This window comes from Ruegeria sp. BI12, from assembly GCF_056537985.1.
Genome location: NZ_JBQFSL010000002.1, coordinates 63,442 through 84,818, shown reverse-complemented (window position 1 = coordinate 84,818; position 21,377 = coordinate 63,442). Strand labels below are relative to the sequence as shown.

At 53.0% G+C, this 21,377-nt stretch carries 26 protein-coding genes and 1 tRNA gene; 11 read left to right on the top strand and 16 right to left on the bottom strand.

Annotated elements, in window-relative coordinates; translation table 11 throughout:
- Positions 1-298 precede the first annotated feature (298 nt).
- The 3 genes from ACR0AK_RS13730 to ACR0AK_RS13720 all read left to right on the top strand — a co-directional run bounded on the left by ACR0AK_RS13730 (position 299) and on the right by ACR0AK_RS13720 (position 3,108).
- Complete coding sequence (locus ACR0AK_RS13730; RefSeq protein WP_170790465.1) at positions 299-1,858, top strand: acetolactate synthase large subunit; 1,560 nt, start codon at positions 299-301, stop codon at positions 1,856-1,858.
- Between the two features lie 449 nt (positions 1,859-2,307).
- On the top strand, positions 2,308-2,565 hold the full coding sequence (locus tag ACR0AK_RS13725) for a YjhX family toxin (RefSeq protein ID WP_170790464.1): 258 nt from the start codon (positions 2,308-2,310) through the stop codon (positions 2,563-2,565).
- A gap of 9 nt (positions 2,566-2,574) precedes the next feature.
- Entirely contained in the window at positions 2,575-3,108 is a 534-nt protein-coding gene (locus ACR0AK_RS13720; protein ID WP_170790463.1) for a GNAT family N-acetyltransferase, read from the top strand.
- 73 nt (positions 3,109-3,181) lie between these two features.
- On the opposite strand, the gene ACR0AK_RS13715 is transcribed toward ACR0AK_RS13720, so the two are convergent.
- From ACR0AK_RS13715 to ACR0AK_RS13700, 4 genes are all read right to left on the bottom strand, one after another.
- Entirely contained in the window at positions 3,182-3,751 is a 570-nt protein-coding gene (locus ACR0AK_RS13715) for a carboxymuconolactone decarboxylase family protein (RefSeq protein ID WP_142639617.1), read from the bottom strand.
- Positions 3,752-3,888: 137 nt separating this feature from the next.
- Positions 3,889-4,374 carry a YHS domain-containing (seleno)protein gene (locus ACR0AK_RS13710; RefSeq protein ID WP_480793724.1) on the bottom strand — a complete coding sequence of 162 codons (486 nt, stop codon included), beginning with the start codon at positions 4,372-4,374 and terminating at the stop codon, positions 3,889-3,891.
- A 48-nt stretch (positions 4,375-4,422) separates the two neighbouring features.
- Positions 4,423-5,289, bottom strand: a complete 867-nt coding sequence (locus ACR0AK_RS13705) for a cysteine hydrolase family protein (RefSeq protein WP_480793723.1) — start codon at positions 5,287-5,289, stop codon at positions 4,423-4,425.
- Between the two features lie 161 nt (positions 5,290-5,450).
- Positions 5,451-6,461 carry an AraC family transcriptional regulator gene (locus ACR0AK_RS13700; protein ID WP_170790460.1) on the bottom strand — a complete coding sequence of 337 codons (1,011 nt, stop codon included), beginning with the start codon at positions 6,459-6,461 and terminating at the stop codon, positions 5,451-5,453.
- A gap of 194 nt (positions 6,462-6,655) precedes the next feature.
- Here ACR0AK_RS13700 and ACR0AK_RS13695 point away from each other — a divergent pair, with 194 nt between their 5' ends.
- Positions 6,656-7,528, top strand: coding sequence for a bile acid:sodium symporter family protein (locus ACR0AK_RS13695; RefSeq protein ID WP_170790459.1), 873 nt, complete (start codon positions 6,656-6,658; stop codon positions 7,526-7,528).
- A 521-nt stretch (positions 7,529-8,049) separates the two neighbouring features.
- Here the strand turns inward: ACR0AK_RS13695 and ACR0AK_RS13690 are convergent.
- Positions 8,050-8,631 carry a TetR/AcrR family transcriptional regulator gene (locus ACR0AK_RS13690; RefSeq protein ID WP_170790457.1) on the bottom strand — a complete coding sequence of 194 codons (582 nt, stop codon included), beginning with the start codon at positions 8,629-8,631 and terminating at the stop codon, positions 8,050-8,052.
- 124 nt (positions 8,632-8,755) lie between these two features.
- Between ACR0AK_RS13690 and ACR0AK_RS13685 the strand changes: the two genes are divergently transcribed.
- The 3 genes from ACR0AK_RS13685 to ACR0AK_RS13675 all read left to right on the top strand — a co-directional run bounded on the left by ACR0AK_RS13685 (position 8,756) and on the right by ACR0AK_RS13675 (position 11,794).
- Entirely contained in the window at positions 8,756-9,346 is a 591-nt protein-coding gene (locus tag ACR0AK_RS13685) for a YceI family protein (RefSeq protein WP_170790456.1), read from the top strand.
- Between the two features lie 65 nt (positions 9,347-9,411).
- The gene (locus tag ACR0AK_RS13680) at positions 9,412-9,951 is read left to right on the top strand and encodes a luciferase domain-containing protein (protein WP_170790455.1); all 540 of its coding nucleotides are present in this window, start codon (positions 9,412-9,414) and stop codon (positions 9,949-9,951) included.
- Positions 9,952-10,429: 478 nt separating this feature from the next.
- On the top strand, positions 10,430-11,794 hold the full coding sequence (locus ACR0AK_RS13675; RefSeq protein WP_480793722.1) for an alpha/beta fold hydrolase: 1,365 nt from the start codon (positions 10,430-10,432) through the stop codon (positions 11,792-11,794).
- A 361-nt stretch (positions 11,795-12,155) separates the two neighbouring features.
- Here the strand turns inward: ACR0AK_RS13675 and ACR0AK_RS13670 are convergent, their stop codons facing one another.
- From ACR0AK_RS13670 to ACR0AK_RS13635, 8 genes are all read right to left on the bottom strand, one after another.
- Positions 12,156-12,752, bottom strand: coding sequence for a hypothetical protein (locus tag ACR0AK_RS13670; protein WP_480793721.1), 597 nt, complete (start codon positions 12,750-12,752; stop codon positions 12,156-12,158).
- A 4-nt stretch (positions 12,753-12,756) separates the two neighbouring features.
- Positions 12,757-12,945, bottom strand: coding sequence for a hypothetical protein (locus ACR0AK_RS13665; RefSeq protein WP_480793720.1), 189 nt, complete (start codon positions 12,943-12,945; stop codon positions 12,757-12,759).
- On the bottom strand, positions 12,945-13,259 hold the full coding sequence (locus ACR0AK_RS13660) for a hypothetical protein (RefSeq protein ID WP_480793719.1): 315 nt from the start codon (positions 13,257-13,259) through the stop codon (positions 12,945-12,947). Before ACR0AK_RS13660 ends, ACR0AK_RS13665 begins: the two co-directional genes overlap by 1 nt.
- Positions 13,259-13,411 (bottom strand): hypothetical protein, encoded by a 153-nt coding sequence (locus ACR0AK_RS13655; protein WP_480793718.1) that lies wholly within the window; start codon positions 13,409-13,411, stop codon positions 13,259-13,261. Before ACR0AK_RS13655 ends, ACR0AK_RS13660 begins: the two co-directional genes overlap by 1 nt.
- Complete coding sequence (locus ACR0AK_RS13650; protein WP_170334772.1) at positions 13,404-13,568, bottom strand: hypothetical protein; 165 nt, start codon at positions 13,566-13,568, stop codon at positions 13,404-13,406. The genes ACR0AK_RS13655 and ACR0AK_RS13650 overlap by 8 nt, the downstream gene beginning before the upstream one ends.
- Positions 13,561-14,622: a hypothetical protein gene (locus ACR0AK_RS13645; RefSeq protein WP_480793717.1), complete on the bottom strand. Its 1,062-nt coding sequence runs from the start codon at positions 14,620-14,622 to the stop codon at positions 13,561-13,563. The genes ACR0AK_RS13650 and ACR0AK_RS13645 overlap by 8 nt, the downstream gene beginning before the upstream one ends.
- Complete coding sequence (locus tag ACR0AK_RS13640; RefSeq protein WP_480793716.1) at positions 14,612-14,773, bottom strand: hypothetical protein; 162 nt, start codon at positions 14,771-14,773, stop codon at positions 14,612-14,614. Before ACR0AK_RS13640 ends, ACR0AK_RS13645 begins: the two co-directional genes overlap by 11 nt.
- 19 nt (positions 14,774-14,792) lie before the next feature.
- Positions 14,793-14,886 (bottom strand) — tRNA-OTHER (locus tag ACR0AK_RS13635).
- 465 nt (positions 14,887-15,351) lie between these two features.
- On the opposite strand from ACR0AK_RS13635, the gene ACR0AK_RS13630 reads away from it, so the two are divergent.
- The 3 genes from ACR0AK_RS13630 to ACR0AK_RS13620 all read left to right on the top strand — a co-directional run bounded on the left by ACR0AK_RS13630 (position 15,352) and on the right by ACR0AK_RS13620 (position 18,712).
- The gene (locus ACR0AK_RS13630; RefSeq protein ID WP_480793715.1) at positions 15,352-16,326 is read left to right on the top strand and encodes an adenylate/guanylate cyclase domain-containing protein; all 975 of its coding nucleotides are present in this window, start codon (positions 15,352-15,354) and stop codon (positions 16,324-16,326) included.
- Between the two features lie 264 nt (positions 16,327-16,590).
- Positions 16,591-17,826 carry an adenylate/guanylate cyclase domain-containing protein gene (locus tag ACR0AK_RS13625; RefSeq protein WP_480793714.1) on the top strand — a complete coding sequence of 412 codons (1,236 nt, stop codon included), beginning with the start codon at positions 16,591-16,593 and terminating at the stop codon, positions 17,824-17,826.
- A 436-nt stretch (positions 17,827-18,262) separates the two neighbouring features.
- The gene (locus ACR0AK_RS13620) at positions 18,263-18,712 is read left to right on the top strand and encodes a DUF411 domain-containing protein (RefSeq protein WP_170791779.1); all 450 of its coding nucleotides are present in this window, start codon (positions 18,263-18,265) and stop codon (positions 18,710-18,712) included.
- A gap of 72 nt (positions 18,713-18,784) precedes the next feature.
- On the opposite strand, the gene ACR0AK_RS13615 is transcribed toward ACR0AK_RS13620, so the two are convergent.
- From ACR0AK_RS13615 to ACR0AK_RS13605, 3 genes are all read right to left on the bottom strand, one after another.
- On the bottom strand, positions 18,785-19,432 hold the full coding sequence (locus tag ACR0AK_RS13615; RefSeq protein ID WP_214648147.1) for a periplasmic heavy metal sensor: 648 nt from the start codon (positions 19,430-19,432) through the stop codon (positions 18,785-18,787).
- A 74-nt stretch (positions 19,433-19,506) separates the two neighbouring features.
- Entirely contained in the window at positions 19,507-19,995 is a 489-nt protein-coding gene (locus ACR0AK_RS13610; protein ID WP_170791780.1) for a RidA family protein, read from the bottom strand.
- A 140-nt stretch (positions 19,996-20,135) separates the two neighbouring features.
- Positions 20,136-20,552, bottom strand: coding sequence for a MerR family transcriptional regulator (locus tag ACR0AK_RS13605; RefSeq protein WP_170520077.1), 417 nt, complete (start codon positions 20,550-20,552; stop codon positions 20,136-20,138).
- Positions 20,553-20,626: 74 nt separating this feature from the next.
- Here ACR0AK_RS13605 and ACR0AK_RS13600 point away from each other — a divergent pair, with 74 nt between their 5' ends.
- Positions 20,627-21,271 carry a cation efflux transmembrane domain-containing protein gene (locus ACR0AK_RS13600; RefSeq protein WP_170734126.1) on the top strand — a complete coding sequence of 215 codons (645 nt, stop codon included), beginning with the start codon at positions 20,627-20,629 and terminating at the stop codon, positions 21,269-21,271.
- Positions 21,272-21,377: the final 106 nt, after the last annotated feature.

Here is a 21,377-nt window from a genome sequence, read left to right as displayed (position 1 = left end):
CGAAAGGCGCTCCTTCCCGAAGCCGTCGTTCATGGATCTCGCGGCGAATGTGCCGGGAGAGCCCAAAGCGGGCGTGCTCGCGCGGTGTCTATCTCACCAAGTGTTTGACTGCTTTCGCTCTAAGTTTTGGCCCCGCCAAAAGGCACGGTCTTAAGTCCGGTGACTGCTCCACGTCGCGAGCGGTTGCGGTGCCATGCGTCGTAAAGTGTAGTGTCGAGAGGAAAATATGTTCAGAAAGAAGGTCTTTTCGTGCGAGCATTGTCATCAAATGATCGCTTGAAATCAGGCTAGGGTTAAAATGAACGGCGCTCAATCACTCGTAAAAACCCTTTTGAACAATGGCGTGGATACAGTCTTCGCAAATCCCGGCACCTCTGAAATGCACTTTGTCGCTGCCTTGGATGAACACCCGGAGATGAATTGCGTTCTTTGCCTGTTCGAAGGAGGAACGACAGGGGCGGCGGACGGATATTTTCGCATGAAACGTGATGTTGCGGGCACGCTGCTGCATCTTGCACCAGGCTTTGGCAACGCATTTGCTAATCTGCACAATGCCAGAAAAGCAGGGTCCGGGATCGTTAACATCGTGGGCGATCATGCAACGCAACATCTGCGCTACGAAAGCCCTTTGAAGGGAGACATCCTCGGTATCAGCCAAGCGGTCAGTCAGTGGACGCGAGTATCGTCTAATGCCACCGACGTAGCTACGGATGGAGCGGCAGGGGTTCAAGCAGCCCGCGCGCAAAACGGCCAGATCGCGACCCTTGTCCTGCCTGCCGACACAGCTTGGAACGAAGCGAACGCAGCGGCAAACCGTTTGGACAACAGAGAAAGACTCCATCGACCGTCAATAGGCGAGATAGAGGCCGCGGCAGCCCGTCTTGTAACGCCGAACGCCGCGCTGATGATTGGCGGATCAGCCCTGTTTGGACCACAGCGTGAACTAGCGGGACAAATTGCTGCCGCGACGGGGTGCCGGTTGTTGGCCGATACTCTGATACCGCGCATTTCCAAAGGCGCAGGAACAGCAAAGCTAGACCAACTGGCCTATCCGATATCGCCCAAGATCGCTCAGCTTGAAGCAACGTCTTCGATCACTCTGCTTGGCACAGACAGGCCAGTCGCCTTTTTTGCTTATCCCGGGAAACCAAGCGTACCCGAACCTCCGTATTGCCCCATTACCGACTTGTGTACGCCCACAGATGATATCGAGTGGACGCTGCAAGCGCTCGCCGACGCGGTCGGGGTCACAAGCAAAACGGTGGCAAAAACCCATCCGCTCGATCTGCCGGACATTCCCAGCGGGCAGTTGACCCTCGAAAAAGTTGGTTTGGCGTTGGCAGCACTGATCCCGGAAAACGCGACCATCTGTAATGAGTCCGTGACGTCCGGGTTTCACGTCATTCCACCGACAGCCACCGCTCGACCGCATGACCTACTCGCAGGCACCGGCGGCGCGATTGGGTTGTGTTTGCCTTGTGCGACGGGTGCGGCTATCGCCTGCCCCGACCGAAAAGTCATCGCACTAACCGGCGACGGGTCCGCCATGTATACTCTTCAATCATTGTGGACCATGGCCCGCGAAAATCTGGACGTGACAATCGTTGTGTTTGCGAACCGCGGTTATCAAATCCTGCGCGATGAACTCACAAATGTCGGTGTGGCGAGCTATGGCCAGAATGCTCAAGCTATGTTTGACGTGGATAACCCGACACTGGACTGGGTATCTCTGGCGAAGGGCCATGGTGTTCCGGGGACACGCGCAGATGACATGGACAGCTTTGCGAAGGCGCTCTCTGCCGGTCTCTCCAGCGACGGGCCATCTCTGATCGAAGTTGTGTGTCCCACGCCAGTATGAGTATTGTAACACGGAACCTGAAGAGCAGATGAGACTAGGGGTGCAAATTGCGGATCAGTTTAATGTGATACTGTGAAATGACTTTGCGATGGACCGAACGGCGGTCAAATTACCGCTTTCTACACAATGCAGTCAATCACACACCGCACAGCGAACGACTGGAACGAGCCCATTCCTCCCACAAACGCGTGTCGCGGCGAAAGACTGCATTGAAACACGCCGCCTCCCCAAAAAAGGCCGCCGTCCATATTGACGCGACTCGTTTGAATGCCTATTTGACCGTCTCGTCTGAGGCGTAGCGCCTCGCATTATGGAGATTTTATGAAAGAGTCCCGGGCCTAACGCCCGTTCCTGGCGAAGCAAATTCAGGAACACCAACATTGATAGGCACACTCAAGCGCAACGCTGAGTGCCCTGTTTCTGTACTTTCGTAAAATCGAGACATCCCAATGAACATCTCAAAGCACGAGCAACGTGTTTTGCATGAACTCGCCCTTGGCGGGTCCATCCAATTTGAACGCCAGCCGAACGGCAAAGTACATGATGTCACCTGCTATACGCGCAGCGGTCATGTGTTGTCTGACTGCACCCTCAATATCTTTCAGCGCCTTCTTAAAAAGCGCCTGATCCGCTCGAAAAACGGTGCCCCCTATCGCGCGTCTGCGCTGGGGATCAAATCCGTACGAGCCCAAATGAATCAACGATAGGAGAACACTATGAAACAAACAGACATCAACGCCATTCTGGGCATCCACCGACAGGCCTTTGGTCAAGCGGATGGAGAAGCTGAGGGAGAGGCGATTGCACAGCTTGCCAAAGCCTTTCTCGACAATCCAGACACAATCTCGATCAGTGTTGAACGAGAGGGGAAACTAGCGGGCAACGTGCTGTTCACGCCATTTGTCTTTACGGACCACCGCGACACCAAATGCTACCTTCTGGCCCCGTGCGGCGTGTCACCACACCATCAGGGTACAGGTGTCGGGAAAGAATTGATGGAGACCAGCATCGGGCACCTAAAGTCTATCGGGGCTGACGCCGTGTTCGTGTTGGGTGTCCCGACCTTCTATCCCCGCTACGGGTTTGTCCCAACCGACAAGCATACGCCTTACCCCGATCTGTTGACGGCACCCGAGGCATGGATGGCGCTTGAGTTGACTGAAGGCACCGTCGGGAAACTGAGCGGTAAAACGCAGGCGATCCCGCAGTTCATGGATGCGCATTGGTGGGATACGTCGCAGCACGACTGATCGAATAGCGTATACTCAACGCAAAAACTGAACCAGACATTCGCCTCGATTGGAGAATGTCTGGTTTGGTCCGCTATTCAGCCACTGCCGCGACCGAGGCGATCCATGCATTTGGCACAAAGGCATCATCCAACGCGGTTTCCGCCACATGGTTCGTATAGTTCGACAGGGTTTTCAACGCTGTGCCGAGGATGACTTCCAGCATAGATCGGCGTGTGTAACCAGCCGTCAGAAACGCCTCGACCTGTGCGTCGCTGGGCCAGCCTCGGCTTTCGTTGATCACGATGGCGAATTTGCGCAGCGCTTCCAATTTGGGGTCGGCGATAGGGCTGCCATCGCGTAACGCTGCGATCACGTCTTCGGGGACACCGGCCATCTGTGAAAGAGTGGTATGGGCGGCCATGCAGTACTTGCACCCGTTCAACCGGTTGTTAGTCATAAGGATGATCTGGCGCTCAGTCTCTGACAGGCTGGTCTTTCCAAAGATGCTGGAAAGTGTCGTATAGCCTTCCAAAATTGCGGGCGCTTCGGCCATGGCCGCATAAAGGTTGGGTACAAAACCATATCCTTTCAGCGATGCTTCCAGAATTGGTTTCGCGGCATCAGGGGCTGAGGCGATTGTATATGTCTCAAAATCAGTCATGTCTGGTTTCCTTTGGGAAGAGTTTTCGACACACGAGAATTGTCATTGCGGACAGGGTGTCTTGGAGAAATGCCGGCCTTTTGGGGAGGGGAGAGGCAGCGGTGGCTCCGACCGGCAAAAGCCACCAAATTCCTCGATCAAAGGCTGCCGACAGGCGTGTGGTGGATGTCTGCCCACTTGGCATGGGCGCCTTGGATCACGGTCTCTTTGTCCTCAAGGTACTTCTTGAAGATTTCCTCATTCACAAAGAGATAGAGCTTGTCGTCCACGATATCGGCATACCGAACATCGCCATCAAGCTTCTTGCCTACATAGACGCCAAAGGCGCAGAACCCGCCGAATTGAGGCAGATGTGCCGTCGGATCCGCCTCGAATGTGGCTTTCGCTGCCTGCGACGCAAAATAGTAGTCCACTCCATCATGGGCCGATGTAAAAGTGGCGTTGCCCATTTCGGGTATTTCGGCTTCAAACATCGATACAGGATCGACGCCATGCATGCCGAGGGGCTGCCCAGTCAAGGTAAGACTGTTCGAAACGTTGTATTCATCGTCAGCCAATGCCGCCGCCGCCAGGGTGAGAGTCAACGCTGTTGTAAGCGCGGGAAATGTAAAGATGCGTGTCATGATATGTCCTTTCAGGATGCTAGGATCAAATTTGAAGATCGATTTGGGTCAGGCCGATTGGCCAATGCGCTCAACCGCGTCGTCGGTCCACCAGACGCCGTTGGCGACCATGCGGAAGTTGATGATGGCGGCGAGATACCCGTCACCTTCAGGCACCTTGGCCCCGGCTGTGGCATCGCGAACGACAGCGACTTCGTAGCCCAGCTCCAGCAGCTCGTAGAGATGCGCCTGCGTACACAGGTTCGCCGACATCCCCGCGAGGATCACCTTGTCGATCTTGCGTTTACGCAATTGCAGGTTCAGGTCATTCTGAGCAGGGCTGTAAACCTTGTGTGGCGAGCAAATGATGGTTTCGCCATCCTCGATGTACTTCTTGTATTGCGGCATCCAGTCGGCACCTGAGCTCTCGAAGTTGTCCAAATTGAGCGGTCCCAGGCGGTCAAACATGCCGATGCTGTGCATCGTCGCTTCCAGAGTGCCCTCGAACTCCCACTTGTGGTCATGTGGGTAGTAATAGTGGGGCGAGATGAAGACCGGCATCCCCGCAGCCTTGGCGGCAATGAAAAGCCGTTCGATATTGTCGACCGTGTCCTGTTCGGTCACGCTTTCGCCAACGACGCCCCACGTCACACCGTCCTCTGACAAAAAATCAATCTGGGGGTCGGTCACCACAAGCGCAGTACGCCCCGGCTCGATGGTCATGTCGATTTGGGGAAGGCCTGGATTTTCCGGGTCAGCATAGTAGGCGCGTGCTTCGCCGGTCGCGGCAAGGGCCTGCCCGCCAGCCACTATTGTTGTACCTGCCGCGGCCGCACCGGCGGCTTGTTGCAAGAGTCGCCGGCGCGCCATATCAACGCGTTCGGGCGTGACGTCGCAAGCGCAGCTTGCTCCATGTTTGTGGTCATGATTGCTCATTGCAAATTTCCTTTGTCTGAGAGGGGCAAATGGGTTTGCTTTACTCGGCGGCGCCCCAGGTGGATCTGACAAAGAAGAAGTTATGCACCACATCGATTGAGGTATCGGCCCGCCCTGCCAAGGTTTTGGCCGAACCTGCCATGTGGTCTTGAGGTGTGTGCCTAGTCGGAGGTCGCTTGCTGCCTGAATCGTGCCGGAGCCTGGCCAACCCAGCGCTTGAAGGCGCGGCTGAACGTGCTCTGTTCCGAAAACCCGGTCATAAAGGCGATCTCGGCTATGGAAGCCTTACCGTCACGGAGCAGGTCACGAGCAAGTGCAACTTGTGCCTGACCAAGAACGTCGCGATAGGTCAGCCCTTCCTCGGCCAACCTGCGGTAAAGCGTGCGCTCGCTCATTCCCATCTCTTGTGCGACATGCGCTGCTTGCGGCGCGCCGTTACTCAGGGCCGGTGTAAGCCGGTGGACAATTGCTTGGCTCAGTGAGGTGTCGTCATCGCGAGAGTTGAACTCCTCATCCAGGTGCTTCGTCATGAAATCTGACAACCCCGGATCGCCAAGACGATTTTCGCTTTCCAGCATAGCAGGGCGCATAGCAATGGCGTTGTGGGTGCTCCCAAATCGAACCGGGCACCCGAAATATTCGGCGTAACGTTCTGGTTCTTGTCTGCATGGATGCTGAAACGAGACATATGCGAGCGACAACCCATCACCCACAAACCGATGCATGTTCCTCGCAAAGGCCGCAAGCGCGCATTCGTTGCGCAGCTCCAAGGCAGCGCGATGTGATGTTTGTCCCTCAAAAATCCAAAGGACCGGATCGCTGGTTTCATCAAGTCTGTAAACTGCGGTGTCCGTTACGAGACGAAAATAACGCTCGATCCGTTGCAAAGATTGCCGCAAGGTCGGAGCTGTCTTTACAGCTAGGCCAAGGACGCCGAGATCATCGGTCCCAATCGCGTTCGCATAGGCCTCAACCAACGCGGCCTCGTCCGCTTGTTGCGCACGAATCCAATCGATCAGATCGAAATACGCATCATCCGCCAATTGGCCGTCTTGAGCTTCTGGTAGACGCAGCACGACAGCGCCATTCGAAATCAGGGCGCCATCGTCGTTTAGCGTCATCCCGGCGGCGTTGGCCATCGCGCGGGCGAATGCGTAAGTTACACTTGCCATACAGTGAGATTAGCACTGGAAAGCTCTTTCACGCCAGATCGTCCAACCCTGTGATAGGTATAATAAATAGAGACAGCCTCGATCTTTGGGCGCTTGAGGATAAATGCGCCAAACTGATAACACTCGTCATCAGGTTTTCTGAACGGTATCGTCCGAAAGCGTGCGGAAGCATGCAGCCATAGAGGTCATGGTAGATGGGCGAAATTTTCATATCTGTGCTGCTGCCGCTCGCAGTTGTTGTCATCATGTTCTGCCTTGGCCTCGGACTCACAGCGGCTGACTTTCAACGCATCGGACGACGTCCACGGGCCTTTTGCGTCGGCGCTCTCAACCAGATCATTTTGCTGCCTTGCATCGCTTTGATGGTGACTTTTATCTTTGGGATTTCCGCTGAGGCAGCCGTTGGCATCATGATTTTAGCGGCCTGTCCGGGCGGGGCGATCAGTAACATCGTGACCAAGCTTTCGAATTGGGATGTCGCTTTGTCCGTTACTCTTACAGCAGTCTTCAGTCTGACTTGTGTCGTTACCGTACCGCTCATCCTGGGGTTTTCGATGCAGATGTTCATGGGGGCAACTGCGCCCGCTATCGACATTTCTTCGACGGCTTTAGCAATGTTTTTTTTAACAGCTTCACCGATCCTAGCCGGGGTGATCGCGCGATCCTTGGCGCCGCGAATTGTAGCTGCGGTCGAACCAATCTTTAGCAAGGTCTCTACGCTACTTTTTGCGATGGTCATCGGAGGCGCTATCATTTCAAACTGGGTGGTGGTCGCGGATAACTACCTTAGGCTTGGACCCGCACTTTTTGTTGTAGGTGCGTCACTCACGTTTATTGGCATCATGAGTTCAGGGATGCTCGGATGCACAGACATCGAGGCGAAGACGATTTCAATTGAGACCGGCGTTCAAAACGGAGCTTTGGGAATCGCAATTGCCACTTTGCTGTTGCCTAACACCAATGGGTTAAGCGAATATGCCATACCATCCGCAATTTATAGCGTGGTCTGGATCGTAACAATGTTGCCTGTCTTCGCCCTACTTGCGCGAAGAAGCCCAATTTCATGATCCTGACGCCTATTCTCTAGCTTTGGTTATGCGCTGAGCCAAGCCCCTTCGTTTCCATGCCAGAGCGCCGTCTGGTCAAAGAGCGATCAAGGAGCTCCAAAGCCCGTTGTGGAACGGCCGCTTTGGCGATTTTCCCTGTTGAAGGGAAGAGCTGTTGCTGCCAGTGCGGTGGATCCTGCGTCAGCGAAGGTGTAGACGCCAAGGTCAGTTTTGTCCGCAAGTCGGAATTGCAAAGTCTTGGATTAAGTGTCCGGATTGGGCTGGACCTGCCAAACATGCAAGCCGCGGAGAATGGCCGCATCGAGCCCACTTTGGCCGATGCCGCGCGTTGCCCGAATTACAGAAATGCGCAGAACGCGGACTTTGCAAAATTCGAAGAACGATCATTGCGAGTCTTTGCCGAGACCTTTTGGAGCAACCGCTATTGGGAACTAGCTGGACAGGCTATTGATCATAACTTGTTGTTCTGTCGAAATCTCGCGCCAGTTGCAGGTCGCGTTGATTTCTAAGTCAGGTGAAGGTTACTGTCCCGAATTGGTTTTCGCGATACTGCAAAGCAGATCAACATGTTGATCCAACCAGTCTTCGTCCAGGGCCTCGTGACGTATGAGCTTGCGAAAATAAGGGGCAGCGACTGCTAGTTCTATAAGCTGTTCAACCGGAACATCCGCGGCGATCTCACCGCGGTCTATTGCGGCTGCAAACACTGCTTCAACACTTGCGAACCTGTCTTTCATGAATTCAGTGATCACCAACCGCGCTTCTTCGTCGGTGGACGCAGCAGCGGCCACCTGAGGCGCGATTTGGCCCCATGGTGTGTCATTCAAGGCTCCCATCAGTACGCCGAGTAAACAGCGCAGGTCAGATCGCAGCGGGCCATCGGTTTTGGGCGGTATGTTCGGCGGTGTTGCGACGCGCCTGAATGCTGCATCACGCAGACTGCGCGCATCTGGCCAGTGCCTGTAAAGTGTGCTCCGCGAAATACCCGTTGCCTTTGAAACCGCGCCATGAGTTACGTGCAGTACGCCCTCATCCCTCAGTATCCTTTGCGCCGCATCAAGCGCGGCCTGCCGTGTGGCGATCAGCCTGGGATCTTCTTTCAATCGCCCCTCCTGTAGAACACTTTGTTGCGCTATAGAACATTTTGTTCTATTAATATGATCAGCTAAAAACTAAAGCTCAATACTCAATTCCGCAAACAAGTCTTGTCAAAATGGGAGCGTATCAATGTTCAATGTGGCAGCAACCCCGCTGGCGGTACTCTTATCGATGGGCGCGACAACCGCATTGTCCGAGAGTGGCACCTACGAGCTGGATCCTGGACACAGCCAGGTATTGTTCAGCTACGACCACATCGGGTTCTCAGAAACATTTGGAATGTTCTCAGGTTTTAGTGGCGAGATAGAGTTCAACGAAGATGATCCGTCTGCGTCATCTGTCACAGTGTCTATGCCTGTAAAATCCATGATCACGGGCTGGGATGCCCGTTTGCAACACTTCATGTCCGATGACTTTTTCAGCGCGAGTGACGGTGACGTGGTCACATTCGCCTCAACCAGCATTGAAGTGACCGGGGAAAACACCGCGGATATTTCTGGCGACCTGACCATGAATGGCGTCACCAAACCTGTTGTTCTGGAAACAACGCTTAACAAGTCAGCGCCATACCCTTTTGGCGAAAAGGAGGGTACGCCGACCTTGGGGCTGGCTGCCACGGCGACTATCGCGCGGTCTGAATTCGGACTTGGGGCATTTGCGCCAGCGGTGAGCGACGAAATAGAGCTTTTGATCAATATCGAAGCATTAAAGGCTGAGTAATGTGTGCAAGGGCGCTGATACTGCGCTGAGCGCTCATTCTAAACTTTTGACGGGCTGGCAACAAAATGAATGTGTTCTTTAGACTACTGGCAGTCGCTACAACAGCAGTTACATTGACCTGCCCGTTGGCATTCGCACAAGAGCCCTACTTGCCGGAGCGTACCTCACCCCGTCCTGCAACGACAAGCGGCGTACCGCATACTCAGATCGGTGTCGAAATTGATGCCGAGTTAGCCCAGCTATTGCTGGAGCGTGTTGCGCAATTCCCAGGGGTCGCGCTTGGCCCGACACGCATATCGCTTCCTGGGACAATTGGTTTTCAGCTTGATCCCGACATGTTGTTGTCTCAACCGAGCTCTATCGTCGGTGGGTTTGAATTTGCGCATATGCATCCTGATGGCAGCTTGCACGCTTCGCTGCACCCCGCAATGGCGCGACGGGCAATTGAGGCTGGTTGGGCCGTTGCACACCCTTGGGCCAAGCAACGTCCTGGGTGGAGTGGCTTTGTCATGATATACACACCGACCACACCAGAAGAGTTGGATGTCGTCATCGATTTGGTCGAAAGCTCGTACACCTTCATCACCGGAAACACCTTGGACTAAGCTCGAATTGCGCGAAAGTGTGCGGGGACGCCTGTTTTCTGTCTGAGAGCAGTTTCAGCCACCTTGTTTCTCGCAGTCATTTTTTTCTTAAATTGTCGCCGTGGCGAATGCTCGATACCTTCAAGCCATTCACACTAATGGTAGCTGCCGTCCGCTTGTTAGATTTTGCAAAGCTCGGAGTCGAAGTTCCGCTTCGGGCTGCCATCGTTCACAGATGAGAAGAACTACGGACTGATACCATTAGATTGGATATTTCGAAGTGAACCTTCGTTAGCGACGTGAAATGCGTTAATCATTCACCTTAATTCTAGGTTTCGCCAGCCAGTAAGACGTTTTGCTCGGCTTTGTGTTTCAGCGCAAGTTTGGGAACTTGCAGGCTTAGCAAAATGCCCAGGCACAAGTTTTGGTCACAAAAATCTATTCGTCTGTTAATTTTGGTTCAGAGGAATTGGTTTAGCTAAAAGGATCACATCGACTGATGAAGCGGAAAATTGCTGCGATCCTAAGCCTCGATGTCGTCGATTATACCAAGCGCATGTCAGAGGATGCTGAGACCACGCTGAACACTCTACAACGCATTTTGGACGATGTGATCAGACCGTTGGTCCATGAAAACAAAGGACGAATATTCAAGCTGATGGGAGATGGTGCTTTGGTTGAGTTTGTTGCAGCCACAGACGCAATTAATGCTGCCAGCCAGATTTTCAATCAGATGAGAGATGAAGACGTAACACTTCGAGGAGGTCTCCACGTTGGCGACGTAATGCCAAATGGCTCAGACTTGTTCGGAGAGGCCGTGAATGTTGCGTCGCGCCTTCAGTCCAGCGCGCATATTGGAAGTTGTCTCGTCAGCAAGACAGCTGCTGAAGTTGCGGGAACTTCGCTGGCGGTTGCTTTGCGACCAGAAAGCTCGATACGGTTGAAGGGAATTCCAAATCCAGTTGAAGCCTACTCTATTGATTTAGATGGTGACAAAAGACGCGCAAAGAACAAGCTGCTGGCTAGCTCTCAAGACGTCCGCTTTGCAAAATCAAAAGACGGTACAACGCTTGCCTGGACATCCACTGGAAGTGGTAGAAAGTTACTGGTCACACCAAACTGGCTTAGGCATCTGGAATACGATTGGACGATGAACACCATCGCCGGGTGGTTGCCGCTGCTTTCTGAAAATCACTGCCTTTATCGGTTTGATGGTAGAAACAATGGCTTGTCCCAGAGGGGCGTGCAGGATGTGTCTTTGAATCGGATCGTCGAAGATGTTGAGGCCGTACTGGACGCAGCCGGGATCGAAAAAGTTCCACTGTTTGGCATTTCTTTTGGGGCAACCATTGCCGCGGCTTTTGCCGCAAGTAATCCTGACCGTGTTTCGGGGTTGGTTCTACTCGGTGGATTTGCACAAGGACTCGCGGTGCGTTCACAGCCCGGAATTGCCGCGCTTGGGCAAGCAATGATGGATATGAGTCTTGAAGGCTGGAACGATGAATACCCTTCTGCAAGAGACTTGATGGCGCAATCATTTGCTCCAACCGCAAGTCCGCATGACCAGCGCACTTATGCAGAATTTATGAAAGTGGCAATGGACCATCAGGATTGGCTCAAGATTGGACCACTGGTCGCAGGGGTCGACGTAACCGATCTACTTCTGCGGATCACCTGTCCGGCTCTGGTTATGCACGCTAATCGAGACAGGATGCACAGTGTTGAACAAGGTAGGATTTTCGCCTCCGGCATCCAGAAGGCGCGCTTTATTGGCCTTGAGACAGCAAACAATACGATGCCAGAGTATGATCCTGCCTGGCCTAAAGCCCTAGTGGAAATAGAGCGTTTTTTGAATTCAATTTGAGCAGTGTACGTTGTTCATCGCCAAAACTTTATTGTTCGAAGGTAAGAGGATGCCGTGCGCCCTTCGATTTTCGGTACTGGAATTTAAAAACTCTAGGCTTCTCATCATCGACCGCTTTGTCCTGATCTCGGAAATTGCAAAGTCTTGTTGCGAATGTCCGGTTTGGGCTGGTTGCGGTCAACCATGCTTATCGTAAAGACTGGTAGTACATGGTTCCGCAGAGCAGTGTTGGGGAAATACTTATCCGGGACGCTTTGGTTCCTAGCAGGAGAGGCGCTTAGAAGAAGCGCGCACTACTACAACGACAGTCGCCATAGACTTCTTATGTTAAACTTTGGGTAATGGCGGCAGGTAAGCTGTACTAGCGGTCTGGGTCTGTATCGAGTTTGCCCCAGAGATCATCAACCAGATCTGAGAAGCCATCATTCGAGGCCTCCTTGGGCAGTAGACCAGCTCTTCGCCGGCATTCGACCTCGGCCATTAGTTCCTCCTCTGTTGCTGTCTCAACCACATCACATCGAAGAGCTTCAATCTCGTCCGCTGTCCATGACTCAAATTTTTCAGCGTAGAAGCCCAGGGAATACGGTTCGTCATCAGAAATCTGCTTGATCACAGCATTCCAATCTTCGCTCTGGTTCGATTCCTTTTCGACCCTCTCATCTAGTTCGCGGACAGACTTGCGGATCATTGGCGGCAGCTCTGCCTCAACGCCTTCTTCGCCCGCGCCAGTCCCCGCAAGCCAAAGGTCTGCGATCTTGCGGACGAGCGCCCAGGCCGTCTGATTTCGAGGGTGGCCTTTAATCCGGCCGCCAAGGCCTTTTTCCTGAATGCCCAGCTGTTCAGCGGCCCGTTCGCTCATTCGAATATTGTAATCAGACACGTCCGAGAGCTCTGAATCGTTCTCAGCTACAGCTCGAGCGACTTCTTGATCACCGACGTAAACAACCACCTTCAACATCCCGCTAGCCCTTCCTTCGCAGGTTCATCACCCGGTCCAGGTGGCTGTAGTCCAGATCTCGCATGATCTTCTTCACTCGCTCTGGATCGACTTCGCGATCTTTTCCAGCAGTGTGAACGATGTGTCTGACGTAGAACGTCAAAGCGACAATGATCACGGCGGATAAGATCAAGCTGAAATGCTCGGCCCCCATCACCAAGTCTTCTTCCTTGGGTCTTCGATCCCGAGGTCGTCGAACACGTTGCCGCTACCATCAGTGATCTCGACATCATGGTCTTCAGTCACTAGATCCCAGGTGTTCTCTTTGACCCATTCATCCCGCCATTTGGGCGCATCGGCCGGATGCTGTGCAAAATCGGCGATTTGCTCGAGAATCATTTTGCGCAATGCAAGCCAGACCTCCGGACCCTCTCTGCGACGAGCTTGCAACTCTGCGATCAAGGCATCCAGAGGAACATCCTGTAACGGGCGCCCGAAGATCTCTTCTTCTGAAAAATCATCTGTCATCACTCAACATCCTCGACACTGATCGCCAAGGCTAAGATCTTGTTTGGTTTTACAGTGATTTCTTTTCCTTCAATCGCTCGAAGTTGGCCGTTCACCAAAGTCTCGCAGATTACGAAAATTGGGATTTCCTCTTTTGAAGTCTCGTCACTCATCTGGCTTACCCTTCGGATCAGGCACCTTTCGCGACCGGATCTCATCCGAGGTAATCGGCTTGGTAAGTTTTGCTCGACCGGCCGCAATTTCAGCCTCCCGAAGCCTAAGCAAACGCAAGGTTTGTTCATCCAGCTCAACGTCGTCGTCATCACCCATCAGACTTCTCCCGAGTACAGTAACAGTGAGAACAGAGCACTTGAGACCTGTCGGCTGTCCGAACGATGTCACCAACGTGGCCACACTCTTCACACGTCACACCGCATCGAAATTCCATCCAGTCAGCGTACTCCTGAATGAGATCGTGGTATCGACTGAAACCGATGGAAATCTTGCCATCCCGGCCTTTCCTAATTTCCGAGATCTGAATAGTTCCAGGGTCCAGTGCCCTGAAATCCCGACTGGAGGAAAGCTTGTGGAGTGCTTGCGAAATCATGACGAGCCAGCCCTTTCCGACAGCAGGAACAAGAGATGCGCAATCCGGAGAAACGAGGTCTGGATAGTTTTCCACAATGTCCAGCCTCAGGCTGTCGGGCCAGGATTCTTCAGCGCCCTCAAATCGCCGCCGCAGAGCATCATTGTAGCACCAGCTGCAAAGCGTCGTCACAAACCCAAGGAAGTTCTGGCGTTGGGCAGAATTAGAACAACCTTCACAGGTTTGCTCAATCTGATCGACTCGCCATTGAATCTCTTCACTCGCAGCCTGGCTGCAGTCCGGGCCCTCATAGACGCGCAAGCCTCCCCATTTCTGTTTGATCTGAACGATGGACGGGTGTTCATCACCAAACAGGTCGGGCTGCTCGTCGATCAACCTCTTCACTTTCTCAAGTGCAAGCGTAAGCTGCTCCGCCCACCCGGCACGATACTCACCAAGCTGCTTGAAGACGCTTCCATGAATATCGTTCCAGTCGACAACACTGCTCATCACTGACCTCCCGGCCCGCGCCTCTTTGAGATCATGTGAAACCTCCGCCATAGCAGTCATCATACGGTCGACCACTTCGCGGTCATCACACTCGACATGCAGAACCTCGGTCGACCATGTGACGTCAGAGACGTGCGGAGCTGGGTAGTTGTGCGCCATCACCAAACGCATCTCTTCGGCGTACCAGGCGTCAAATGAGCGGAGATCATCTGGCGCTCCATGGTTCTCGATCACACCTCGGACCTTTTCCCGAAATTCCTTCCAGCTCTTTTCGACATCATCCATCATTCACATTCTCCAGAACTTGGTCTTGTTGAGATGGAAGACCACTCTCGAGACCTGGCAAGCCGGACCAGCCTTCGGGTGTGCTGTCGAGGTTCTCCTCGACCGATTGATTGATATCGTTGAAATCAATTGTGTTCTTCACGTCGTCCGCCATGTCGGACTCCTCCTGAGAATGGTAGGAGGCGTCGGAATCGAACCGACTCGTGCACTCTAATCTGGAGCAATTACAAGGATATAAGCCTCGCCCGCATACCAATGCTGCCTCCCACGGATTTTGCGTGGGTTATCGACCTTAGGCCGATATTCGATGGCAGTGGATGCGTGTGAACGTCATGTCCGCAAGCTGAACCAGTTCGCATAACCATGTCAAGACAGAGCGTGCTGCACTTAGAAATTCACCGCGTAGTTCTGGGAACCTTCTAGCTTAGCGTGTGCCCGATACACTGATGCATCTTATTTTGCGGGTCAGTACAGCGTCGAGTAGCTCTCAGACAGCGAATCGATTCGATACCCTGTGATCCAGACTCGAACTCAGAAACTCTGTCGATAGTTCGCTCTGAACCGACGCGCGTCTTTTGATCTGCGTCTGAAGCGCTCCATTCTGGAGAAATACAAAAGTCTTGATCTGACCAAACCCCAGCGGCAGCATTGGCCTGCATCTTTCGAAAAATGGAGATACCGGTTGCAAGACTTTGTAAGTCTCATTCCATTTAGCGTCTCGAGTAATTTGTGATGATACGTTCCTCACCTGAACTGCTGGCAGTTTCGAGGCGTTGGTATGAAATACTCAGAACCAAGAAGAATACTGACGAGTTGCAGGATTTTCTGTCGAAAGCAGATGAACTACGGTTCGTTGGGACAGGCGAAGGAGAGTTTTGGAGCGGGCAAGCCGTTCGCGATGGGGTTAGCGGCTTTTTCGCGGAGATCCCTGCTCCCGTCGTTTTCGACGAAGTTGAAGCTGAGGCCTTCGAAAACGGAGAAACGGGATGGTCATCCTTCGTCCACAAGATTCAGTTTGTCGGCTTTGATGAAGCCGTCTTCTACCGCACCGTTCTGATTTTTGTCCTGGAGGGAGCAGCCTGGAAGATCATCAATCGCCACGCTTCAGTGCCAACCCCAAATATTGAACTCGTGGGTAAAGAGCAGCTGGCCATCCAAAAACTGGTTGATGCTGCACGCGAAGATGGACCCGAGTTGAACCAAACCGAAGGTTTGGCTTCAGTACTTTTCACTGATGTGGAGGGCAGTACAACGTTGGCGGAGGCGGTGGGCGATCAGCGTTGGTCGGTGCTGATCGAGAACCACTTCCAAGTCTTGGCGGCGATCATTGAAATGCATCATGGCCAGTTCGTGAAATCCCTTGGAGACGGAACGTTGTCCGTCTTTCCGTCCGCGAAGGAAGCGCTAACGGCCGCTGTCAAGATTCAGAAGGCCATTGCATCGGTTTCCGAGGAGCCGTCTTTCGGTGTGCGGATTGGGATTCACACTGGTGAAGTCGTGCAATCTCGCGGGGATTTTTTTGGCACTGTCGTCAACAAAGCGTCACGCATAACCACGGTTGGTGCGGCAGGCGCGATACTCGTTTCAGATGCGACTCGCGCCATGGTCGGAGGACGAACCGATTTCTCATTTTCTGAAATTGAACCCAGACTTCTGAAAGGTCTACGCGGTCACCACGTCTTGTATCGGTTGGAGTGGCAAGATTGAGTATTTCGGTTGCCTCAACGCCGACAGATCACACAGATACCCCGCAGAGCTCAGTCGCAAAAGTCTTGCGGTATGCGCCACAGCTCACATCGCCAGCAATTCCTGATGAATTGCGACCATTGCCCAAGTGTCGCGCGTGCAATACGCTACAAGATCAGCATATACCTTAGGGCTGCAAGCGCAGTGGGAGAATTGAATTTGATGTGTCCTTGAAGTGAATTAGACTAAGAGCCAACTGTTCAGATAGCTCATTAAGAGGACATCATGGCAGCTCCTTTAGTCCAAAACTGGGAACTGACTGCCGCCATCCAGGACATAGCAGATTGGCTGGTTCAACAGGGCTTAGAGAATGCGCCTGTGGAGCTCTGGCTTGAAGCATTCTGCAACCGTCTTGTTTCGGCAGGAATTCCGCTTCAAAGAGCAAACATCACTGTTCGCGCTCATCATCCCGAGATTGGGACTGTCGCTTTTCGCTGGCACAGGGATGGCGGTCATGAGCGAGAGAACTTTGTCCGAAGAACGGATGCGCCTGAGGAATACGTTCTAAGCCCAATTTATTATCTTTTGGCAAACAACGTTGAAGAGATCAGACAAGATCTGACAGTCGAAGAACCCGCGCTCAACTTTCCGATCTTCGACGAACTACGCGAGCGCGGTGCAACTGACTACTTCGCTGTTAAACGGTTTTTCCTTATTCAGGACAATACTACGCCAGTCGATCCAATGCAGGCCTATGAAGGTGCCATAATCTCGTTGACAACCGACGCGAACGGGGGCTTCACAAGCGATCAACTTGATGGTTTGCGTCAACTGATATCTCCACTTTGCCTGACGCTGAAATGTGGGGCGAACCGATTGATGGCTGAAGACATTACAGCCGCATATCTGGGCAAAGACGCCAGTAGGCGCGTTCTTTCCGGGGACATCACCCGAGGTTCATCGGAAACTATTTCAGCGGTGATTTGGTATTTTGACCTGCAAGGATTTACCAAATTGTCAGAGGCGCTTCCGGGGGACTCAATCATAGAATTGCTAAACGACTACTTCGCGGAAGCTGTTGACGTAGTCGAACGCAATGGCGGTAACGTTCTGAAATTCATGGGAGATGGAATGCTTGCCATCTTCGATATCAATCAAGTTCCGGACGCTCGCCGCGTCGCAATTCACGCGGCAGCGGAGTTGCGAGATGCCTTTGAGGAACTCAACCAACGACGGCAAGTGGACGGTTTACCAACGACCGGCTTCACTCTTTCGTTGCACGCAGGCAATGTTCTTTATGGCAATATTGGCGGTAGGTCTCGCTTGGATTTCACAGTGGTCGGCCCAGCGGTAAATACAACTTCGCGCATTTTAGGCATGTGCAGCGCGCTTGATCAGAATATTGTGGTTTCCGATAAGGTGGCGGGCGACTTGGTGGGCTCCATTCCAAGTCTTGTTTCCCTGGGGCAATACAGATTGCGCGGTGTTGCTGAAAGACAGGAGCTGTTCACGATAGACTAACTGCCGCTATTTGGAAGCTGCCTCAATGGGGTGTTGACCTGCGTCAAAGCAAAGGTAGCCGGATTGCTACTAGGTTGGTTTGCACATGGAACAGAACTGTTGGATCAAGCACCCGCGAAGAGCGGCATTCTTGGTCATAGTGATTGCATTGTCAGGGTGCACGGGCAGGCACCACCAAGGCAATTGGCATGGCCACGGCTTAGAAGGTTGCTATGGACCTCACCACGACGTTGATCGCGAGGTCCATTGCCGAACGCTCGAGTGAACTTGAGCCATACGCGACGCAACTCACAAAACGTTTGGCGACCAGTGTTACTTGGATTGAGATTCAGATCTTGTATCGAAACTGCCCGTTTGATGCTCAGTCCGGTAACATTGAAAAGTTTGGCCTTGGCACAATATTTTTGTGTCCCATGAGGAAGCGGAGAAGAGACCAATGAAACGACGCGAATTTTTACTAGCGGGTACAGCAGCAGTGTTAGCCACTCCTTCCGTCGGTCAAGAAGCCCCACTCATCAAAGTCTACAAGACGCCAACCTGCGGCTGTTGTGCCGCATGGGTAGATCACCTGATTTCCGCAGGATTTCGCGCCGATATGCTAGACGTGGAGCAGGAGCAGCTGTGGTCGCTTAAAGAACAAATGAAAATCTCAGATGTGCTTTCCAGTTGCCACACTGCAATTGTTGGGGACTATTTTGTCGAAGGTCATGTCCCGGCAGAAGATATCTATCGACTTTTGTCCGAACATCCTGAAGGCCTCGGCCTGACAGTTCCCGGCATGCCAATGGGATCACCCGGCATGGATTTTTCAGACGAACGAGAGCCCTATGAAACCTTGCTCGTTGGTCTGGATGGGACGACGAGTGTGTTTGCTCGACACAGCTGAGAGATTGGATGAAGGGCAATCAGATTTCCCAGCTCCATGTCCAAAATTAGTTTGCGCTGATTTCAGAAGGATTCAGCTGCAACCGTTGTGTTTTTTCCACATGGTTGGGTCGTGGCCTTCAGGCACACTAAAACACGGGTCGTTCGCATACCCTCTTAGAATGTTGTATTGCTGGATTTGATCTGCGCTCAACAGCGGCGTTGTTTGCAGGTGCCGGGACAGATGAATCAGTCGCAATTCGGCCCTGGCCGTTTCTGCCGCTTTAACAAGTTTGTTTAGCTCGGCTAAGTCAAGCTGGTCACCGGCAAACGCTTCACTTAACGCCGCTTCGGCCTCAATAAACCGCTCGCCTGCGACGATTGCCTGTTTGCGCATTTCTGAATAGATCGCTTCAATTCTTTCCACCTGATCCTTCGAAAGTCCAAGTTCATCTTGCAATTCGAGCAAGTGTGCTGGGCCTGGTTTGCCATTCAGCTCCGCAGGTAAAGCAAAACCCCAACCTCCGCCGCGCCGCAGCTCTTCTAAATCGGTCTCTGATAAGCTTTTGATGGTCCGGGATTGCAGACCGGCGTACGGTGTGACTTCAGCGTCGTGGGTGTGACTTTGCGCGAGTGCTTCTTGAGAGTATTGGATCGTACAAAGCGCCGTTACAATCAGAAACTTAGGCATAAACTTAATCATGAAGTCTCCTTTCTGGCTCACCCAGAAGCCTTCTTCCATACAGTACTTCTGCCCGGCGAAGCGACATTCCTGCTACTTTTTGACCAGTATGTCGTTCCGGATCCACGTGTATTCTAGGCCGTTGAGACAATAACCTCTGCTTCGATTTCAATTGGGAAGTTGATTGGTAGACCTGCCACCCCGACCGCCGTACGTGAATGGCGGCCAATCTCTTCTCCAAAGACGTCAATGATCAAATCCGTGAAACCGTTGAGAACCGCAGGCGTATCGCTGAAGCCAGATTTGCAATTGATCATCCCATGAACTCGGCACCACCCCGTTATTCGGTTTAGACTGCCAAGTTCGCGCTTTAGACTGCCGAGAATAGAAAGCCCGACTTTGCGTGCTGAGGCGTAGCCCTCTTCCACAGACACATTTTCTCCGACTGCTCCAAATGGCCCGGCCGGAGTGCCGTCTGTTTCTTGTGGTCCATGACCAGATACGAACGCCCGGTCGCCCCGAACGTTAATCCACGGAAATGGCAACACCATACCAACAGGCAATTTTAGCGGCGCAGGTAAAATGATGTTGTAGTCTATCAATCGCTGTTCAGCGTCGATCATGGTACTCCCCCTCGCAGGACATGCAAGGACCTTACCATAAACCATGCCCAAAGTTGGCCTCGACCACCAAACTTTGCAATGTCCGCTTCGTCCGCCAAGCGGCCGTTCAAAATCAGTGAAAAGATGTCTGCTTTTGTGGGTCAGTGATCTCGACCACAAAGGTCATGGTCTGCAAGCGAAGCCAGGACGTAACAGTCTTCTGCCACACCCCGTCCGTCACATCCCTGTGCGATACGCTTCAATTCATATTCGAGAGCTTTGAGGCGTTTGATCTTCGCGCGTACTTCGGACAACTGACCTTCTGCGATTTCGGTGGCCGCTTCGCACGACCGATCCGGATGGTTCTGTAACTCAATCAAAGAAGAAATTGCTTCGATGGAGAAGCCGAGATCACGCGCGTGCCGTATAAAGCTCAGGCGCTCCAAACCCTCATTTGTGTAGCGCCGCTGGTTGCCTGCCGTCCGTTCCGGTGCGGCCAGTAGACCCATTTCTTCGTAATAGCGGATGGTGGGCACTTTGACCTTCGTCCGCTTCGAAAGCTCGCCAATCGAGAACATGTGAAAAACCTCTTGAACCTCTAGTCACTAGAGACACTACATTGGATCTGACGCGATTCTGAAGAGGTTTTGAGATGGCAGGGTGCTGCGGCAACGAGGTGAAATTCGACGGAATGTCGAACGAATACAAACGTCGGCTTTGGATCGTCATCGCGTTGAATGCGACGATGTTCGTGGTCGAGATGACCGCGGGACACTACGCGAAGTCTCAGGCACTTCAGGCCGACGCGCTCGACTTCCTTGGTGACGCACTGACCTACGGCATTTCCCTCGCTGTGATCGGCGCGTCTATCCGCGCTCGAACGAATGCCGCCTTGGCAAAGGGGATCAGCCTCTTTTTTATGGGTGCGTGGGTGTTTGGGTCTACCGTCTACCGTGTTTTTTACGTGGGCGTTCCAGAGGCCGAAATTATGGGCATCATCGGCGCGTTGGCTCTCGCAACAAACCTTGCGAGCGTATTCTTGCTTGTTAGCTACAAGGATGGAGACGCCAACGTGCGATCAGTCTGGCTATGCTCGCGGAACGACGCCATCGGTAACGTAGCTGTGATGATTGCCGCGTTGGGCGTCTGGGGCACGGCAACAGGTTGGCCTGACCTAATAGTTGCTGCTATCATGGCAAGCCTGTTCTTGTCATCTTCGTACCAGATCATTCGTCAGGCTCTTGAGGAACGGCACGAGGAAGCAGCACACGAGCATAGAACAGCTCGGACAAGCTGACATTCGCTGCGGAGGGCAAACTACACAGGTATGGGCTCCACGCGGTCATTCGCTCAGTCGCGATGCATGTCCGCTTTCCGGACATTCGCCGCGACTGTGCGAACGA

Excerpts from the sequence above, each read along its gene's own strand:
- ACR0AK_RS13725 (WP_170790464.1), top strand. The coding sequence starts at position 2,308 with ATGAACATCTCAAAGCACGAGCAACGTGTTTTGCATGAACTCGCCCTT.
- ACR0AK_RS13640 (WP_480793716.1), bottom strand. The coding sequence starts at position 14,773 with ATGGCGGACGACGTGAAGAACACAATTGATTTCAACGATATCAATCAA.
- ACR0AK_RS13730 (WP_170790465.1), top strand. The coding sequence starts at position 299 with ATGAACGGCGCTCAATCACTCGTAAAAACCCTTTTGAACAATGGCGTG.
- ACR0AK_RS13630 (WP_480793715.1), top strand. The coding sequence starts at position 15,352 with ATGATACGTTCCTCACCTGAACTGCTGGCAGTTTCGAGGCGTTGGTAT.
- ACR0AK_RS13610 (WP_170791780.1), bottom strand. The coding sequence starts at position 19,995 with ATGATCGACGCTGAACAGCGATTGATAGACTACAACATCATTTTACCT.
- ACR0AK_RS13655 (WP_480793718.1), bottom strand. The coding sequence starts at position 13,411 with ATGAGTGACGAGACTTCAAAAGAGGAAATCCCAATTTTCGTAATCTGC.
- ACR0AK_RS13685 (WP_170790456.1), top strand. The coding sequence starts at position 8,756 with ATGTTCAATGTGGCAGCAACCCCGCTGGCGGTACTCTTATCGATGGGC.
- ACR0AK_RS13660 (WP_480793719.1), bottom strand. The coding sequence starts at position 13,259 with ATGACAGATGATTTTTCAGAAGAAGAGATCTTCGGGCGCCCGTTACAG.
- ACR0AK_RS13650 (WP_170334772.1), bottom strand. The coding sequence starts at position 13,568 with ATGGGTGATGACGACGACGTTGAGCTGGATGAACAAACCTTGCGTTTG.
- ACR0AK_RS13620 (WP_170791779.1), top strand. The coding sequence starts at position 18,263 with ATGAAACGACGCGAATTTTTACTAGCGGGTACAGCAGCAGTGTTAGCC.
- ACR0AK_RS13615 (WP_214648147.1), bottom strand. The coding sequence starts at position 19,432 with ATGGAAGAAGGCTTCTGGGTGAGCCAGAAAGGAGACTTCATGATTAAG.
- ACR0AK_RS13720 (WP_170790463.1), top strand. The coding sequence starts at position 2,575 with ATGAAACAAACAGACATCAACGCCATTCTGGGCATCCACCGACAGGCC.
- ACR0AK_RS13670 (WP_480793721.1), bottom strand. The coding sequence starts at position 12,752 with ATGTTGAAGGTGGTTGTTTACGTCGGTGATCAAGAAGTCGCTCGAGCT.
- ACR0AK_RS13645 (WP_480793717.1), bottom strand. The coding sequence starts at position 14,622 with ATGATGGATGATGTCGAAAAGAGCTGGAAGGAATTTCGGGAAAAGGTC.
- ACR0AK_RS13625 (WP_480793714.1), top strand. The coding sequence starts at position 16,591 with ATGGCAGCTCCTTTAGTCCAAAACTGGGAACTGACTGCCGCCATCCAG.
- ACR0AK_RS13695 (WP_170790459.1), top strand. The coding sequence starts at position 6,656 with ATGGGCGAAATTTTCATATCTGTGCTGCTGCCGCTCGCAGTTGTTGTC.
- ACR0AK_RS13710 (WP_480793724.1), bottom strand. The coding sequence starts at position 4,374 with ATGACACGCATCTTTACATTTCCCGCGCTTACAACAGCGTTGACTCTC.
- ACR0AK_RS13605 (WP_170520077.1), bottom strand. The coding sequence starts at position 20,552 with ATGTTCTCGATTGGCGAGCTTTCGAAGCGGACGAAGGTCAAAGTGCCC.
- ACR0AK_RS13665 (WP_480793720.1), bottom strand. The coding sequence starts at position 12,945 with ATGGGGGCCGAGCATTTCAGCTTGATCTTATCCGCCGTGATCATTGTC.
- ACR0AK_RS13705 (WP_480793723.1), bottom strand. The coding sequence starts at position 5,289 with ATGAGCAATCATGACCACAAACATGGAGCAAGCTGCGCTTGCGACGTC.
- ACR0AK_RS13715 (WP_142639617.1), bottom strand. The coding sequence starts at position 3,751 with ATGACTGATTTTGAGACATATACAATCGCCTCAGCCCCTGATGCCGCG.
- ACR0AK_RS13680 (WP_170790455.1), top strand. The coding sequence starts at position 9,412 with ATGAATGTGTTCTTTAGACTACTGGCAGTCGCTACAACAGCAGTTACA.
- ACR0AK_RS13675 (WP_480793722.1), top strand. The coding sequence starts at position 10,430 with ATGAAGCGGAAAATTGCTGCGATCCTAAGCCTCGATGTCGTCGATTAT.
- ACR0AK_RS13700 (WP_170790460.1), bottom strand. The coding sequence starts at position 6,461 with ATGGCAAGTGTAACTTACGCATTCGCCCGCGCGATGGCCAACGCCGCC.
- ACR0AK_RS13600 (WP_170734126.1), top strand. The coding sequence starts at position 20,627 with ATGGCAGGGTGCTGCGGCAACGAGGTGAAATTCGACGGAATGTCGAAC.